13 protein-coding genes are annotated in these 16,533 nt (G+C 65.6%); 7 read left to right on the top strand and 6 right to left on the bottom strand.

The window, feature by feature from the left end:
• Nucleotides 1-18 precede the first annotated feature (18 nt).
• From AWB70_RS15265 to AWB70_RS15285, 5 genes are all read right to left on the bottom strand, one after another.
• On the bottom strand, nt 19-393 hold the full coding sequence (locus AWB70_RS15265; protein ID WP_041731530.1) for a CpaD family pilus assembly lipoprotein: 375 nt from the start codon (nt 391-393) through the stop codon (nt 19-21).
• A 7-nt stretch (nt 394-400) separates the two neighbouring features.
• Nucleotides 401-1,807 carry a type II and III secretion system protein family protein gene (locus tag AWB70_RS15270; protein WP_053569268.1) on the bottom strand — a complete coding sequence of 469 codons (1,407 nt, stop codon included), beginning with the start codon at nt 1,805-1,807 and terminating at the stop codon, nt 401-403.
• Between the two features lie 154 nt (nt 1,808-1,961).
• Nucleotides 1,962-2,915: a Flp pilus assembly protein CpaB gene (gene cpaB / locus AWB70_RS15275; protein ID WP_053569071.1), complete on the bottom strand. Its 954-nt coding sequence runs from the start codon at nt 2,913-2,915 to the stop codon at nt 1,962-1,964.
• Between the two features lie 12 nt (nt 2,916-2,927).
• Nucleotides 2,928-3,437, bottom strand: a complete 510-nt coding sequence (locus AWB70_RS15280) for an A24 family peptidase (RefSeq protein ID WP_053569072.1) — start codon at nt 3,435-3,437, stop codon at nt 2,928-2,930.
• A 71-nt stretch (nt 3,438-3,508) separates the two neighbouring features.
• The gene (locus tag AWB70_RS15285) at nt 3,509-3,688 is read right to left on the bottom strand and encodes a Flp family type IVb pilin (RefSeq protein ID WP_035510689.1); all 180 of its coding nucleotides are present in this window, start codon (nt 3,686-3,688) and stop codon (nt 3,509-3,511) included.
• A 419-nt stretch (nt 3,689-4,107) separates the two neighbouring features.
• Between AWB70_RS15285 and AWB70_RS15290 the strand changes: the two genes are divergently transcribed.
• Nucleotides 4,108-4,611: a DUF6496 domain-containing protein gene (locus AWB70_RS15290; RefSeq protein ID WP_053569073.1), complete on the top strand. Its 504-nt coding sequence runs from the start codon at nt 4,108-4,110 to the stop codon at nt 4,609-4,611.
• On the opposite strand, the gene AWB70_RS15295 is transcribed toward AWB70_RS15290, so the two are convergent.
• Nucleotides 4,596-5,519 (bottom strand): LysR family transcriptional regulator, encoded by a 924-nt coding sequence (locus AWB70_RS15295; RefSeq protein WP_053569074.1) that lies wholly within the window; start codon nt 5,517-5,519, stop codon nt 4,596-4,598. The genes AWB70_RS15290 and AWB70_RS15295 overlap by 16 nt on opposite strands.
• A 112-nt stretch (nt 5,520-5,631) precedes the next feature.
• Here AWB70_RS15295 and AWB70_RS15300 point away from each other — a divergent pair, with 112 nt between their 5' ends.
• The 6 genes from AWB70_RS15300 to AWB70_RS15325 all read left to right on the top strand — a co-directional run bounded on the left by AWB70_RS15300 (nt 5,632) and on the right by AWB70_RS15325 (nt 16,206).
• Nucleotides 5,632-6,402, top strand: coding sequence for a transporter substrate-binding domain-containing protein (locus tag AWB70_RS15300; RefSeq protein WP_053569269.1), 771 nt, complete (start codon nt 5,632-5,634; stop codon nt 6,400-6,402).
• A 13-nt stretch (nt 6,403-6,415) separates the two neighbouring features.
• The gene (locus AWB70_RS15305; RefSeq protein ID WP_053569075.1) at nt 6,416-7,543 is read left to right on the top strand and encodes a succinylglutamate desuccinylase/aspartoacylase family protein; all 1,128 of its coding nucleotides are present in this window, start codon (nt 6,416-6,418) and stop codon (nt 7,541-7,543) included.
• Between the two features lie 68 nt (nt 7,544-7,611).
• Nucleotides 7,612-8,502, top strand: a complete 891-nt coding sequence (locus AWB70_RS15310) for an alpha/beta fold hydrolase (protein WP_053569076.1) — start codon at nt 7,612-7,614, stop codon at nt 8,500-8,502.
• Between the two features lie 177 nt (nt 8,503-8,679).
• Nucleotides 8,680-14,493, top strand: a complete 5,814-nt coding sequence (uvrA, locus tag AWB70_RS15315) for an excinuclease ABC subunit UvrA (RefSeq protein WP_053569077.1) — start codon at nt 8,680-8,682, stop codon at nt 14,491-14,493.
• Nucleotides 14,483-14,902, top strand: coding sequence for an ACT domain-containing protein (locus AWB70_RS15320; RefSeq protein ID WP_053569078.1), 420 nt, complete (start codon nt 14,483-14,485; stop codon nt 14,900-14,902). Before uvrA ends, AWB70_RS15320 begins: the two co-directional genes overlap by 11 nt.
• 59 nt (nt 14,903-14,961) lie before the next feature.
• The gene (locus AWB70_RS15325; protein ID WP_235024260.1) at nt 14,962-16,206 is read left to right on the top strand and encodes a DUF445 domain-containing protein; all 1,245 of its coding nucleotides are present in this window, start codon (nt 14,962-14,964) and stop codon (nt 16,204-16,206) included.
• Nucleotides 16,207-16,533: the final 327 nt, after the last annotated feature.

Below are 16,533 nucleotides of genomic sequence, written 5' to 3' on the forward strand. Positions count from 1 at the left end.
GCTGGCCTTGTCTTTGCATCACTTGCTGTCGCGCGAGGTCGCTTTGTCGAGCGGAATCACCTTGCCGGTTTCATAGCGGCGCACCGCGCCCGCCGCCGCCGTGGCGTTCGCCGGGCCGAGCGTCTGCGGATGCACGGCGTCTTCCGGATGCGCGAGTTGCGCGGCGAGATTCGTGTAGGTCGCGCAGCCCCATTGCATGCTCGGGCGACGGATGCCCGCATCGGTCAGAAGCGACGGACGCGCGAGGCTGTCGCAGTCGGGCGGCACGGCCGAAGCGCCGTCGAAGCCGATCACGGACTCGTTCGGCATGTTGCGCGGCGGCTTGAAGCAGCCGCTGCCGGCCACGGCGAACGCGCCGGCGAGAAGAAGCGTGAGGACTCGTGTGTGTTTCATGACGGGCTCAATAGACGTAGCCGGCCGCGCCGACGAGACGCGGCTGTCCGGCCTGCGCCGGCACGCCGCCGTTCTGGCGCCTGAAGCTGTATTCGACATCGCTCGACGGCGAGATCAGCGAATCGAGCGGCGTGCGCAGTCGCGACGGATCGGTGGGCTCGACGAGATACGGCGTGACCATGATCACCAGCTCGGTCTTGTTGTTCTGGTAATTCGTCGACGAGAACAGCTTGCCGAGCACCGGAATCGAGCCGAGTCCCGGCACCTGGGAAACGACGTCGCTCGTATTGCTCTGCAAAAGCCCGCCGATCGCGAAGCTCTGGCCGCTCGCGAGCTCGACGGTCGTATCGGCGCGGCGCACGGACAGCCCCGGCACCGTGACGCCGCCGGTGGTCACGCTCGCGCTCGAATCGATCTGGCTGACTTCGGGGCGCACTTTCAGGCTGATGCGGCGATCGTTGAGCACGGTCGGCGTGAAGTCGAGCTTGACGCCGAACTGCTTGAACTCGACGGTGATCGCGCCGTTGGTCTGCGACACCGGAATCGGAAATTCGCCGCCCGCGAGAAAGCTCGCCGTTTGCCCCGAGAGCGCGACGAGGTTCGGTTCGGCGAGCACGGTCAGGAGGCCCTCCTGATTCAGCGCATCGACGAGCGCGCGGATGTCCACGTTGTTCGTCTTGAAGGCGCCGAAAATCGAGTACGCGTTGTTCGTCGGCAGATTGACCGGATAGCTCACGTTGCCGTTCGCGCCCGTGATCGGCTGGGTCAGGTTGTAGATCGGCCGGCCGCTGAAGATGCCGCTGTAGAAGTTGCCCGCGGCATTGCCCATCGCCTGCCAGTTGATGCCGAGCTGCTGCGTGATGTTGCGGTCGACTTCGGTGATGCGCACGCGCAGTTGCACCTGCAGCGGACGATCGATCGTCATGCGGTTGATGAGCACTTCCTTTTCGGCCATGAACGGCGTCACGGCCTGAACGATCGCGTCGGCATCGGCGGAGTTGGCCGCCTGGCCCGTCAGCACGAGCGAACCCTGGCCGCTCGCGACCTGCACGTTTGTGTTCGGGAAGCGCGCGCTCAGCAGGTTGCGCAGCGAGATCATGTCGCGCGACACGACGACCGTGCGCTGCACGAGCGGCTTGTTGTTGGCGCCGAGCACGTAGAGCGTCGTCGAGCCGGTCTTCTTGCCGAGCACGAACACCGCCTTGTTCGACGGCACGTGCACGTCGGCGACGCTTGGATCGGCGACGAACACCGAGACGACATTTTCATTGAGCTGCAGCATCGTGCCCTTGCCCGCGTCGAGCATGAGCGGCCCTTGCAGGCTGCCTGGCGCCGCTTCGGTCACGCCGGGACGTCCGGCATTCGCGACGTTCGCGGCGCGCGCGGGCGAGGCCGCGCCGGCGTACGGCGGCATCGACGGCTGCGCGGCGTGCGCGGCGGCGCAAACGAGGAGCGCCGCGCATGCCGCGAACGGCGGCATCGACATCTTGGCGAGGCGGCTCGGACTGAACTGCGTTTTCATGACGGTGAATCCTGGCGATGGCGCGCTGCTGAACGTGGGCACGATGTCAACGCTCCGCAGGGACGGTCGGAAGCGGTGGAACGCCCTGGCCGGAACCGTTCGCCTGCGCGACGCTCGATGTGTCCGACTTCTCGGAGCCGCGGTAAATGGTCACCGTGCGCGGCATGGCGGGTGCGACGCTCGGCGCGCCTGCCGGGGCGCGGGGCGCGCGCGGCAGTTCGCGCACGGCGCGGGAAATGTCGCCGGCCCAGATCGGCTTGCGCTCGGTGGCCGCCGAGGCGCCGGTGGGCGACGCCGGATCGCGGCTGACGGTCGCGAAGCTGCGCAACGCGAGCGACAGGCTGCCGAGCCGCGCCGCGACCGCGACGACTTCGCCCATGCGCGGCGTGACTTCGAGCGTGACGGTGCGGGCGCGGCTGATGGCGACGTCGTTGTCGCCGTTCGCCTTCGGACGCTTGATTTCGGAGCCGACTGCGAGCACGCGCGCGTGTTCGACGACCGTCTCGCTCGACACCGCGAGATCCGGCGATTCGGTGCGGCGGTCCATTTGCTGCGTGAGCAGCAGATCGACGTAATCGCCCGGCTGGATCAGCCCGGCATTGCCGGACACGTCGTCCACGGCGACCGAGACGGCGCGCATGTCGGGCTTGAGCGTCGCGGCGAGAAATCCCGGCGCGCTCGGCAGGAAGACATCGTCGGCGACGAGGACGGCGCCGCCCTCGACGGGATGGCGCAGCAGCGCGCCTTTCAGGTCGGGCGCGTTCGGATCGCCGGAGATGATCGCGTTCGTTGGCAACTGCGCCTTGGGCATGTCCTTGAACGAGAGGTCTTCGTCGCGCAGCAAGAGACCTTGCGGCAGGCTGGCGGCGCTGACGAGCACCTTCTCGGTCGTCACGACGGGCTTCGACGGCTTCGACGCGCTCGCGAGGACCACGCGCACGATCAGCGCGATCAGCAGCGCGCCGACGAGCAGAACGGCAAACTTGATGATGTTGGACATAGGGACGCCGTCCTATCGCGTCGAAATGAAGTGCAGCAGGGCCGGCAGCACGATGACGAGGCCGCCGCCGAAGGCGAGCGCCACGCCATAGGGCACGCCGCGCGCCGCGGAGAACATCGCGAGCGCGCGCAGCGGCATGAAGCGCTGGGCCGGATTCATGTTGCGGGTGGCGAGGCTCACGAGCGACACCACGGTGCCGATCACGGAGATCAGCGTCAGCGTGGCGAGCGACAGGCTCAATCCCACCCACAGAAAAATGACCGATGCGAGCTTGGCGTCGCCGCCGCCGAGCATCCGGGCGACGAACAGGACCGCGCAGACGAGAAACACGACGACTGCGAGCAGCAGATGCGAGATGACGTCATCGAGCGGCATGCCGGCGATGAGCGCATCGACGAAAAAGAGTGCGCCGATCGTGAGGACGAGGGTCGTCGGCAACCGTCGGGTGCGCACGTCGACCACAGCGAGCCACAGGAGCACGCCGAGCACGAGGAGACGGATGGCAACGGAGAAGATCGACACGATGGACTCAGGTCGGGTTAAGCCAGATTGAGGTCCGGGCGTTTGAAAGCCCGGACCCGGGACTCGACTGCTTAGCTGCCTGCCGCGTTCTTGACCTTGGTGGTCAGGTTCGAAAAGATGTCCGTCATGTTGGTGCTGAAAGCCGAGCCGACGGCCACCAGCGCGACCACGACGATGCCGGCCAGAATGGCGTATTCCATGGCGCTGACGCCACGTTCGTCGCGCACGAAGGCTTTGAGAAGTTTTTGCATGTTGTTCCTTGATGAGTGAGATAGGCCTTGCAGTACCAGGGGGGTGCTAACCGTTTGGATCATATCCACGGCTTCCGCAGCCAATCGCGAGAACAAAAGGCGAAACTGGCCTCATTTCAAACTGACTCGGGTGCTATGGATAAGCCCGTTAACGGCAGTCCTTGAGCCGCCTTTAACCGAACCGACGAAAATGTTTCCGATGCGGCGAAATCGCGGAAAAGCTTGCCGGGATTGGCTTGCCCGCGGTCCCGATAGCGTCGCCAACGATTGATGGCGTGGGCTATGCCGTTCATCGATGACGCGATTCGAGGTCATCGCCGGGTTTTCGCACATTGCCAAACGTTTGCGTGAGTGAAAGTCGCGGGCACGTGCGTTGCTCGATTCGTCGACGTCACGTTCACTTCATACGGAGGTCTGACATGCCCGAAAAGAAAACCCTCGAGCGCGCGGCCAGGGCGAAGCGCGATGGCAAGTCCGCAAGCACACAAGCCGGCGCATTCGTGAAGGAGCAGATCGATCACATCCGTGAGGGCAAGCACGGCGCGAAGTCGGCGAAGCAGGCCGTCGCGATCGGGCTGTCCGAGGCGCGGCGCTCGGGCGTGAAGATGAAGCCGCCGAAGAAGGGCGCGGCGTCCGAGGCGACGCGCAAGAAGGCCGCGCAGGATACGAAGGCCGCGCATCGTACGAAGAAGAGCCCGAGCACCGAGTCGAAGGCCAAGCGCTCGGCAACGTCCACGCGCGTGCTGAAGCGCGAAAGCACGAAGGCGGCTTCGCCCAAGTCGCTGTCGCGGCAATCGCATGCGGCGGCGAGCCGGCGTTCTGCGGCCGATCGCTCCGCCGCGGCGAAGAAGGGCTGGGCGACGCGCCGCGCGAACGCGGCTGCCGGGTCGAAGGGCTCACGTACGCGTCACGCGTCGCGCTGAGCGGGAAGTATCCGGGAGAACGAGACGGCCATCGTCGCGAGTTCCTGCGCCGCGGGCGTGAGCGGGACGCCCGCGCGGCGCAGCAGGCACACCGGCGTTGCGGCGGCGCGTTCGGCGACCGGCACGATCTCGACGTGCTCGCGAAAGAACGGATGCCCCGCGAGGCTCGCGGGCTCGAGGCCGAGATAGTCGCTCGACGCGATGCAATGGAGCGTGTCGAAGACCGCTTCGGTCGTCGCGGCGACGCGTGGCGGCGCGAGTTTCGCATGGTCGAAGAGGGCCGACAGCTTGTTGCCCGCCGCGCCGCCGCCGCGCTGCCGCGTGCTGACCCATTCGGCTTCTCTCAACGCCGCCAGCGTTCGCGAGCGCGCCAGCGGATGACCGCGCCGCGCGATCACCGCAACTTCCGAATCGAAAAGCGGCACCGTGTCCATGTCGTGGATATCGGCGTCGGGGGCGATCAGCGCGAGCGCGAAGTCGAGACTGCCGTCGCGCACCCATGACGTCAGCATGCGCGACGTCGCGCTCGTCAGGTGCACGTCGATGCGCGGGCAGCGTTCCCGATAGCTCGCGAGCAGCGCGGGAAAAAGCCGCATGGTCGCTTCGGCGGCGAGCCCGAGCGACACGCGGCCCGTCAGCTCGCCGCGCAACTGGCGCATCTCCTCTTCGGTCTTTCTGCATTCACCGAGAATCAGCTCGGCGCGCACGCGCAGCCGCTCGCCGATGGGCGTGAGGCGCGCGCCGCGCACGTCGCGTTCGAAGAGCGGCCCGCCCGCCTGCGCTTCGAGCTTGTGCAACTGCTGCGTGACGCCGCTCTGCGCGACATCGAGACGGCGTGCGGCGGCGCGCACGCTGCCGGCTTCGGCGACGGCGACGAACATGCGCAACTGCGTCAGAGTCAGGTCCACGTCGGCGTTCCGTCGAATGATCTCGAAAAATGATCATGATAAGCAAAACGGCTCTTTTTGCGAGCGTTTCGCGCTCGTACCATCGGTGTCAAATTTCGGAGACACCGCGTTCATGTTCAAACCCAAAGCCCTCTTCATCGCCGCCGCGCTGATCGCCGCCGCGTCCGTTCACGCGAAAGACGCCGATACGCTTCGCCTTGGCATCGACCCCGGCTATCCGCCGATGGACGTGAAAACGCCCGACGGCCATGTCGCGGGCTTCGACGTCGATCTCGGCGATGAAATCTGCCGCCGCATCGCGATGCGCTGTCAGTGGGTCGAGCTGGAGTTTTCGGGGATGATTCCCGCGCTTCAGGCCCGCAAGATCGACGGGATCATGTCGTCGATGGCGATCACCGACAAGCGCATGAAGCAGATCGCGTTTTCCAGCAAGCTCTTTCAGTTCCGCTCGCGTCTGCTCGCGAAACAGGGCGCGCCGCTCACCGCGACGGCGCAGGGCTTGCGCGGCAAGCGCATCGGCGTGCAGAGCGGCAGCCAGTTTGAAACCTATGCGATGAAGAACTGGCAGCCCGGCGGCGTCGAAATCGTCGCGTATCAGAGCATGGACGGCGTGCTGAACGACCTGAGCGCGGGCCGCATCGATGCGGCGCTGCTCGGCTCGGTGGAAGCGGAGCACGGCTTTCTGAAGACGCCGCGCGGCGCGGGTTTCGCGTTCGTCGGCGAACCGCTTTCGATGGGCGATCACGGCGTCGGCATGGGCTTGCGCCAGGACGACACGGCGCTCAAGGCCAAGGTCGACAAAGCCGTGACCGACATGCGCGCCGACGGCACGTACCGGAAGATCGCGCGCAAGTATTTCGACTTCGACGTGTACGGCGACTGAGCGGCGACTGACCATGCGAACTGAACGCAAGACACTCGTTTCGACGACGCTCGGGACCTCGCGCGAACTCGTCAGCTTTCATTTCGGCGACGCTGGCGATCCGAGCGAAACGGTCTACATCCAGGCCTCGCTGCACGCCGACGAGACGCCCGCGATGCTCACCGCGTGGACGCTGAAACGGCGGCTCATCGAACTCGAAGCACGAGGACGCGTGCGCGGCGAAATCGCGCTCGTGCCGGTGGCGAATCCGATCGGCCTTTCGCAACACGTGCTCGGGCAATTTCTCGGGCGCTTCGAGGCGAACAGCGGCCACAACTTCAATCGCGGCTTCCCGATGCCGAGCGCCGCCGCGCTGATCGAACGCGTGGGCGCGCGCTTTTCATCGGGCGACGGCGCGCATAACGCGCGTATTCTGCGTGGCGCGCTCGTCGAGATGCTCGGCGAAATGCGCGCGAAGAACGAGTTCGAATCGTTGCGGCTCGCGCTGCTCACGTTGGCTTCGCGCGCCGATATCGTGCTCGATCTGCATTGCTCGCTCGAAGCGACGATGCACATTTACACGAGCCCCGCGAGCTGGCCCGCGATCGAGCCGCTCGCGCGTCATCTCGGCGCGAACGGCGTGCTGCTCGCGACGGATTCCGGCGGCCAGTCGTTCGATGAAGTTCACGCGCTGCTGTGGAACGAAGTGCGCGCGCTTCTCGGCGATCGGGCGCCGCTCGGCGCGCCGAATATCGCGGCCACGATCGAGCATCGCGGGCAGCGCGACGTCGATTACGACACGGCGTCGCAGGACGCGAATGCCATCGTCGACTATCTGATCGCGCGCGGGGTGATCGAAGGCGACTCGAAAGATGCACCGCCGCTCGCGCAACCCGCGACGCCGCTCGCGGGCAGCCAGCAGTTGACGGCGCCGGTGAGCGGGATCGTTGTGTATCGCGCGAAAACGGGCGCGCGGCTGAAGGCAGGCGATCCGGTTTTCGATATCGTCGATCCGCTCAGCGATGCGGTCACGACCGTCACCACGAACAACGACGGTGTGCTGTACATGCGCCGTGCGATTCGCTTCGTGCATGCCGGCGCACCGATGGGACGCGTGACGGGCGAGACGCCGATCAGGACGGGCGTGTTGATCGGGGCGTGAGGGCGTCGGTCCGAGCGGGCGTTTTCCGTGCTCGCTAGAATGACCGATCCCCTTCGAGGAGTCTCGCCATGCTGGACTTCGAACGCCACGCGCGCACGCCGACGCTCGATATCGCCTACGCCGATTCCGGTCCCGCCGGCGGCCCCATCGTGATGCTGCTGCATGGCTGGCCCGATGCGGCCCGCGCATGGAATGCGGTGGCGGCGCGGCTCAACGACGCCGGTTATCGCACCATCGTGCCCGAAATGCGCGGCGCGGGCGGCACGCGTTTTCTGCGCGATGACGCCGTTCGCGACGGCTCGGGCGTCGCACTCGCGAACGACGCCGTCGCGCTTGCGGATGCGCTCGGCATCGCCACATTCGATGTGGTCGGTCACGACTGGGGCGCGCGCGCCGCGTACACGATCGCGGCGCTGTTTCCCGAACGCGTGCGCCGCATGGCCGCGCTGGCACTGGCGTTTCAGCCCCGCGGCGAATTCAGGCTGCCGGATTTCTCGCAGGCGCGGCGCTTCTGGTACCAATGGTTCATGTCGCTCGATGGCGGCCCGGACGCGGTCGCCGCCGATCCGAAAGGCTTCGCGCGCATTCAGTGGGATACGTGGTCGCCGCCCGGCTGGTTCGACGAAGCCGAATTCGCGGCGACGGCGCGCGCCTTCGAGAATCCCGACTGGGTGCCGATCACGCTCAACGCCTATCGGCGGCGCTGGCGCGGCGATCAGCCGTCCGATCCGGCGCTCGCCGGCTTATACGCGCGGCTTGGGACGATCGAGCGTATCGGCGTGCCCGCGCTGATGATTCAGGGCGGCGCGGATTTCTGCGATGAACCGGCAAGCTCGGAAGGGCAGGACGGCTATTTCACGGCGGGCTACCGGCGCGTCGTGATCGACGGCGCGGGGCATTTTCCGCTGCGCGAAGCGCCGGGCGCCGTCGCGGACGCGGTCATCGCGCATCTGAAATAGAAAGGCGGATCAGGCGAGCGTCTTGCGCCGGTGGTTCGGACCTCGTGACACGTTTTGCGACAAATACTGTATGCGTGTACAGTACTGTTCGCTGCGTCCGCCGCGCGCTTCCGAACACCCGCGCGGCGCCGCCATCGGTCGAGGAAGACCGTCAAACTCATTGAACCGGTTGAAAAATTGGCATCGAACAACGCAATCCGCATTCGCGGCGCCCGTCAACATAATCTCAAGAATCTCGACATCGACCTGCACACCGGCCAGATGACGGTCGTGACCGGCCCGTCCGGTTCCGGCAAGTCGAGCCTCGTGTTCGACACGCTCTACGCGGAAGGCCAGCGTCGCTATGTCGAGACTTTCAGCGCCTACGCGCGCCAGTTTCTCGACCGGATGGACCGCCCGCAGGTCGATCGCGTGGACGGCGTGCCGCCCGCCATCGCCATCGATCAGACGAATCCGGTGCGCAGTTCGCGCTCGACCGTCGGCACGATGACCGAGCTGAACGATCACCTGAAACTGTTCTACGCGCGCGCCGCCGAGCTTTTCGACAGGAAGACTTCGCATCGCGTGCGGCACGACACGCCCGAGACGATCTACGCCGAACTGCTCGAACGCACGCGCGCGGACGATCCGCGTCTCGCGATCACGTTTCCGGTCGAATTGCCCGACACGGCGAGCGACGAGGAAGTCGCGCAATGGCTGTCCGCGAGCGGCTATACGCGCGTGCAGGCGAAGCGCCACGTCGAAACCGACAGCGGCAAGCGGCAGATGCTCGATGTCGTCGCGGACCGTTTCCGCCTGCAGAACACCGAGCGCTCGCGCGCGCTGGAAGCGATCGAAGGCGCGCTGCTGCGCGGTACCGGCCGCGTGAATGTCTATGTGCTGAAGGAAGAAGCCGAGCCGGAAATCTGGCGCTTCTCGACCGGACTGCACAGCCCGGAAAGCGATCTGCGCTACGCCGACCCGCAGCCCGCGCTCTTTTCCTTCAACTCCGCCTACGGCGCGTGCGAAACGTGCCGCGGCTTCGGGCGCGTGATCGGCGTCGATTACGGCCTCGTCATTCCCGACGAAAGCAAGACGCTGCGCGAAGGCGCGGTGAAAACGCTGCAGACGCCCGCGTGGAAGGAAAATCAGGACGATCTCGTGAAGTACGGCGCGAAGGCGGGCATTCGTCTCGGCGTGCCGTGGCGCGATCTGACTCAACAGGAGCGCGACTGGGTCATCAAGGGCTCGCCCGACTGGACCGGCAAGTGGCAGAACCAGTGGTACGGCGTGCAGCGCTTCTTCGACTACCTGGAATCGAAGGCGTACAAGATGCACATTCGCGTGCTGCTGTCGAAATATCGCAGCTACACGACGTGCCCCGTGTGCGACGGCGCGCGCCTCAAGACCGAATCGCTGCTGTGGCGTCTCGGCACGAAGGAACAGGCCGACGCGGTGTTGTCGCCGGCGGATCGTTTCATGCCGCAAGGCGTGGACTGGAGCCGCGAACAGCTCGAAGCGCTGCCGGGCCTGACCGTGCACGATCTGATGCTGATGCCCATCGAGCGCATCCGCCGTTTCTTCGATTCGCTCACGCTGCCGTCCACCTTGCTCGACGAAGCGCTCAAGCTGCTGCACGCGGAAGTGCGCACGCGTCTGAAATATCTCTGCGACGTCGGCCTCGGCTATCTGACGCTCGACCGGCAATCGCGCACGCTGTCGGGCGGCGAAGTGCAGCGCATCAATCTGACAACGGCGCTCGGCACCTCGCTCGTGAACACGCTCTTCGTGCTCGACGAACCGAGCATCGGGCTGCATCCGCGCGACCTGAGCCGCATCGTCGAGGCGATGCACCGGCTGCGCGACGCGGGCAATACGCTCGTCGTCGTGGAGCACGATCCGTCGGTGATGCTCGCGGCGGATCGTCTCATCGACATGGGACCGGGGCCGGGCGAACGCGGCGGCCAAATCGTCTACGACGGCGCGCCCGACGATATCCAGGCCACCGACACGCTGACCGGTGCGTATCTCGGCGGCCGCAAGCACGTTGCGCATGCGTCGAACTGGAACCGCCGCGTCGTCGATGCGAATACGCCGCGCCTCGTTCTCGAAGGCGCGAGCGATCACAATCTGCAGGACGTGACCGTCGATATTCCGCTGCAACGCCTCGTCTGCGTGACGGGCGTGTCCGGCTCGGGCAAATCGACGCTGATTCAGGACGTGCTCGCGCCCGCGCTGATGCGTCACTTCGGCAAGGCCACGGAAGCGCCCGGCGCGTTCCGGTCGCTCAAAGGCGCGGAGCAGTTGAGCGATGTCGTGTTCGTCGATCAGTCGCCGATCGGCCGCACGGCGCGCTCGAATCCGGCGAGCTATGTCGGCGCGTTCGATGAAATCCGCAAGCTCTACGCGAAAGCGCCGCTCGCGTTGCAGCGCGGCTATAGCGCGAGCATGTTCAGCTTCAACTCGGGCGATGGCCGCTGCCCGACGTGCGGCGGCTCGGGCTTCGAGCACGTCGAGATGCAATTCTTGAGCGACGTGTATCTGCGCTGCCCGGATTGCGACGGACGCCGTTACCGCGCCGAAGTTCTAGAAGTGAAAATCGAGCGCGGCGGGCGTGAGCTGAGCGTCGCCGATGTACTCGAACTGACCGTCAGCGAAGCGGTGGAAGCATTTGCTTCGGATGCCGAAGTATTGCGCGTGCTGCAGCCGATCGTCGATGTGGGTCTCGAATACGTGAAGCTCGGCCAGCCGGTGCCGACGCTCTCAGGCGGCGAAGCGCAGCGCCTGAAGCTCGCGGGCTATCTCGCGGAAACCTCGCAAGCGAAGAAGAGCGACAGCCGCCTCTTCATGTTCGACGAACCGACGACCGGCCTGCACTTCGACGACATCGCCAAGCTGATGCAGGCATTGCGCCGCTTGCTCGAGCGCGGGCATTCGCTGATCGTCATCGAACACAATCTCGACGTGATTCGCGCGGCGGACTGGATCATCGATCTCGGTCCCGAAGGCGGCGATGGCGGCGGGCAAGTGGTCTGCGTCGGCACGCCGGACGATGTGGCCGCGTGCGAGGCGTCGCACACGGGCCGCGCGCTGATCGACTACGAAGAAGCGATGCAGCCGGGCGCGGCGGAGAAGCGCGCGGGCGTGCCCTTGCAGCTCGCGGCGGAAGTGGCGAGCGCGCGGCGCGCATTGCAGGGCGAAGACGTGGTGCGCATCGTCAATGCGCGCGAGCACAATCTGAAGTCGCTCGATGTCGATATCCCGCACAACAAGTTCAATGTCGTGACGGGCGTGTCGGGCTCGGGCAAGTCGACGCTCGCGTTCGACATTCTGTTCCATGAAGGCCAGCGCCGGTATCTCGAATCACTGAACGCGTATGCGCGCTCCATCGTGCAGCCGGCGGGCCGTCCGGAAGTCGATGCGGTCTACGGCATTCCGCCGACCGTCGCGATCGAACAGCGTTTGTCGCGCGGCGGACGCAAGTCGACGGTCGCGACCACATCCGAAGTCTGGCACTTCCTGCGTCTCTTGTACGTGAAGCTCGGCATCCAGCATTGCATCCACGACGGCACGCCGGTTCAGGCGCAAAGCTCGGAATCGATCGCGGCGCAGATCATGCGCGATTTCAAGGGGCAGCACGTCGGCTTGCTTGCGCCGCTCGTCGTCAATCGCAAGGGCGTGTATACCGATCTCGCGAAATGGGCGAAGGCGCGCGGCAATACGCATCTGCGCGTCGATGGCGAATTTTTGCCCGTCAGCCCGTGGCCGAAGCTCGACCGCTTCCGCGAACATACGATCGAATTGCCGGTCGCGGATCTCGTTGTATCGGCGGATAACGAGGCCGAACTGCGCCGCCTGCTCGACGAAACGCTCGAAATCGGCAAGGGCGTGATGCATCTGTGCGCGCCGCTCGATGAGCTGTACGGCGCGTGGCACGACGGCGTGCGTCGCGGCAAGGAAGAGACGCGCGTGTTTTCGACGAAGCGCGCATGCCCGGTCTGCGGCACGAGTTATCCCGAGCTCGATCCGCGCATGTTCTCGTATAACAGCAAGCACGGCTGGTGCAATACCTGTGTCGGCACGGGCGTGAAGCTGACGCGAGAGCAGCGCGCCGCATTCGACGACACGCTCTTCGCGCAGGACGATCGCGGGCGCGAGCAGAGCATCGGCTCGGTGGATCAGGAGCCGGACGATATCGTCGATCAGCCGTGCCCGGACTGCGAAGGCACGCGTCTGAACGACGTCGCGCGCGCGGTGACGTTCGGCGATTATCCGATCACCGAGGTGGGCCGCTGGACCGTGAGCGATACGCGCGAGTGGATTGCATCGCTGAAGCTGAAGGGCCGCGATGCGGATATCGCGCGCGATGTCGTCAGTGAAATCGAAGGGCGCCTGCAGTTTCTCGAAGAAGTCGGGCTTGGCTATCTGAGCCTGGATCGCGCCGCGCCGACGCTCTCGGGCGGCGAAGCGCAGCGCATTCGTCTTGCGGCGCAACTCGGCAGCAACCTGCAAGGCGTGTGCTACGTGCTCGACGAACCGACCATCGGTCTGCATCCGCGTGACAACCTGATCCTGCTTTCCGCGCTCAAGAAGCTGAACGACAAGGGCAATACGCTCGTCGTCGTCGAGCATGACGAGGACACGATTCGCCGCGCGGATCACATCATCGATATCGGGCCGGGCGCGGGCAAGCGCGGCGGCACGGTGGTCGCGCAGGGCAACGTGACGGATCTCGCGGCGCACAAGGCGTCGCTCACCGGGCAGTTCCTGGCGAATCCGATCGTGCATCCGCTGCAGCCGCGACGCGAAGTGCGCACGGCGACGGCCAGGCGCGCCGCCGTGCCGGAGCAATGGCTCACGGTCGAAGGCGCGACGCTGCATAACCTGCGCAACGTGACGGCGAGCATGCCGTTGAACCGGCTCGTCGCGATCACGGGCGTGTCGGGCTCGGGCAAATCGACGCTCGCCCGCGACGTGCTGATGACGAACCTGCTCGATGCGGTCGGCCGCTCGGTGCTCTCGTCGCCCGCGGTGCGGCGCGCGCGCAAGGCGGCGCAAGCCGATGCCCCGGCGACGAAATCGCGCGCCAGCGTGCTCGCGCGCGAAGCACCGCGTCCGAAGTTCGACGTGACGCATGCGTGGCAGGGGTGCAGCGGCGTGACCGGCTACGAGGCGATCGACCGCGTGCTCGAAGTCGATCAGACGCCGATCGGAAAGACGCCGCGTTCGTGCCCGGCGACCTACATCGGCATGTGGGACACGATCCGCAAGCTTTTCGCCGATACGCTCGAAGCGCGTGCGCGCGGCTACACGCCGTCGCGGTTCTCGTTCAACACGGGCGACGGGCGCTGCCCGGCGTGCGAAGGCCAGGGCGTGCGCACCATCGCGATGAGCTTTTTGCCCGACGTGAAGGTGCCGTGCGACGTGTGCCACGGCCAGCGCTTCAATCCCGAGACGCTCGCGGTGACATGGCGCGGCAAGAACATCGGCGAAGTGCTGACGATGGAGATCGACGAAGCCGTCGAGTTCTTCTCGTCGATGCAGAGCATCGCGCATCCGTTGCAATTGCTGCGCGACGTCGGCCTCGGCTATCTGACGCTCGGCCAGCCTTCGCCGACGCTCTCGGGCGGCGAGGCGCAGCGCATCAAGCTCGTCACCGAGTTGTCGAAGGTGCGCGACGACATCACGCGGCGCGGCCAGAAGCCGCCGCACACGCTTTACGTGCTCGACGAGCCGACGGTCGGCCTGCATATGGCCGACGTCGCGAAGCTGATCCGCGTGCTGCATCGGCTGGTCGATGGCGGGCATAGCGTGATCGTCATCGAACATGATCTCGATGTGATTGCCGAAGCGGACTGGGTGCTCGATCTCGGGCCGGAGGGCGGCGTGAACGGCGGCACGATCGTCGCAGCGGCCGATCCCGATACGCTCGCGACGCATCCGCGCAGCCATACGGGCGCAGCGCTGCGGCCGGTGTTAGGCAGAACGAGGGCGACTGAAAATGCTGCGTGATCTCGCTACGCTCATCGCCTCGATGGAGCCCGAATTGCAGCCGGGCGTCTACGTGTTCGCTGCGCTGCCGCACGGTGCGGCCGTGAGCGGCGCGGGCATCGTCGCGACCTTTCGCGAGCGCGAGGGCCTGACCGTCGTGATGGAAGAAGAGGCGGCGAAGGCGGCCGGCATCGCGCCGCTTTTTCGCGCGGCGTGGATCGCGCTGACCGTGCATTCGGACCTGAACGCGGTCGGCCTGACGGCGGCGTTCGCGCGTGCGCTCGGCGAGGCGAACATCAGTTGCAACGTGATTGCGGCGGCGTATCACGATCATATTTTCGTACCGGTGGACGATGCCGCGCGCGCGATGGATGCGTTGCAGGATTTGCAGCGTTCTGCTGGTAAGCTTTCGCTCTTTCCGAAACCATGAAGCGAAGATAGATGGACACGCAGGACACAGCCCAGGACAAAGCCTTAGCGCTCAAAAGAATGAAGTGGTTCGCCTTCGCGCTGCTGATCGCGGCCGGCGCGTTGTTCGCGCTCGCGAAAAGCCAGCACGATGCGGGCGCGTGGGCGTGGGTGTCGTCGTTCGCGGAAGCGGCGATGGTCGGCGCGCTCGCGGACTGGTTCGCCGTCGTCGCGCTGTTTCGTCATCCGCTCGGCGTGCCGATTCCGCACACCGCGATCCTGCCGGCGAACAAGGCGCGCGTCGCGGACAACCTGGCCGTTTTCGTGCGCGATCGTTTTCTCGGCACTGACGCGCTGGTCGCGCGCGTGAACGCGTTCGATCCCGCGAGCCGTCTGTCGATGTGGCTCGCCGAGCCAAAAAACGCCGATCTGCTCGGCCGGAAGGCGGTGACGGCGGTCGGGCAGTTGTTGTCCTTCGTCGACGACGAGCGCGTCAAGAACATGCTCTACAACACGCTGCGTCGACGCGCGGACACGTTCGATCTCGCGAACGCCGCGGGCAGCGTGCTGTCGGCGTTGACTTCGGACCGGCGTCATCAGTTGCTGCTCGACGAAGGCCTGAAGCAGATGGCCGCGTGGCTCGACAAGCCCGAAGTGCAGGAGATGCTGGCGGGGCGCATCGTCGCGGTGGCGGGTGAAGAGTATCCGAAGCTCATCGGCATGCTGGGTTTCGTCGGACTGAACGCCGATGAACTCGGCGCGAAGTTCGCGGCGGGCCTCGTGCGCGGCGCGAATCAGTGGCTGCACGACGTGAGCAGCGATCCCGAGCACGAACGCCGCAAGGCTTTCGATGCGGCGGTGGAACGCTTCGTCGAGCGGTTGAAGACGGATGCGTCGTTCAAGACGCGCATCGACGAGCACAAGCGCGAATGGCTCGGCCGGCCGGAGTTGCGTGCTTATGTGAACGGGTTGTGGGACGAGTTCATCGCGTGGCTCGATGCGGATATCAAACGCGCGGATTCGGCGCTGCACGCGAAGGTGACGGCGATGGCGGGGAATTTCGCCGCGTCGCTCGGCAGTGATCCGGCGTTGCGCGATTCCATTAACGAGCATATGCGCGATGCTTTGAAAGCGCTTGCGCCGGAGTTGCGGGATGGGATTGCGAAGCATATTGCCGCTACGGTCAAGCAGTGGGATGACGCGACGCTGGTGAGGGATGTTGAGTTGAATATTGGGCGGGATTTGCAGTTTATTCGGGTGAATGGGACGTTGGTTGGGGGGGCGGTGGGGATTTTGATTCACGCTGTGGGGGTGGTTGTTTCGTAGAACTTGTATTCGTGTTGGTCTATTAGCACTGCCCCTCCCCGGGGCGGGGGTAACTTTCTTTGCTGCTGCAAAGAAAGTCACCAAAGAAAGCAGCCTTCTCACCGCCCGCGGTCACACGCAGTTTGGCCATTCTTCTCCTCGGGGAATGGCCCTCGCCTAAAGAGTGCCCTCGAAGGACCCATCGGGCTTGGATCGCGCACGGTCTGCCGCATCGCGCCACTTAATGTGTTGGTACAGCCATTTCAAGTTCCGGCCCGCTTCGCGGCCGACGGGAAGAGCGGGTTTGCGCGCGCTTCTTTCCTGCAGGTTTCCCTCGCAAACCCCTCG

Source organism: Caballeronia cordobensis (assembly GCF_001544575.2).
Classification (GTDB): domain Bacteria; phylum Pseudomonadota; class Gammaproteobacteria; order Burkholderiales; family Burkholderiaceae; genus Caballeronia; species Caballeronia cordobensis.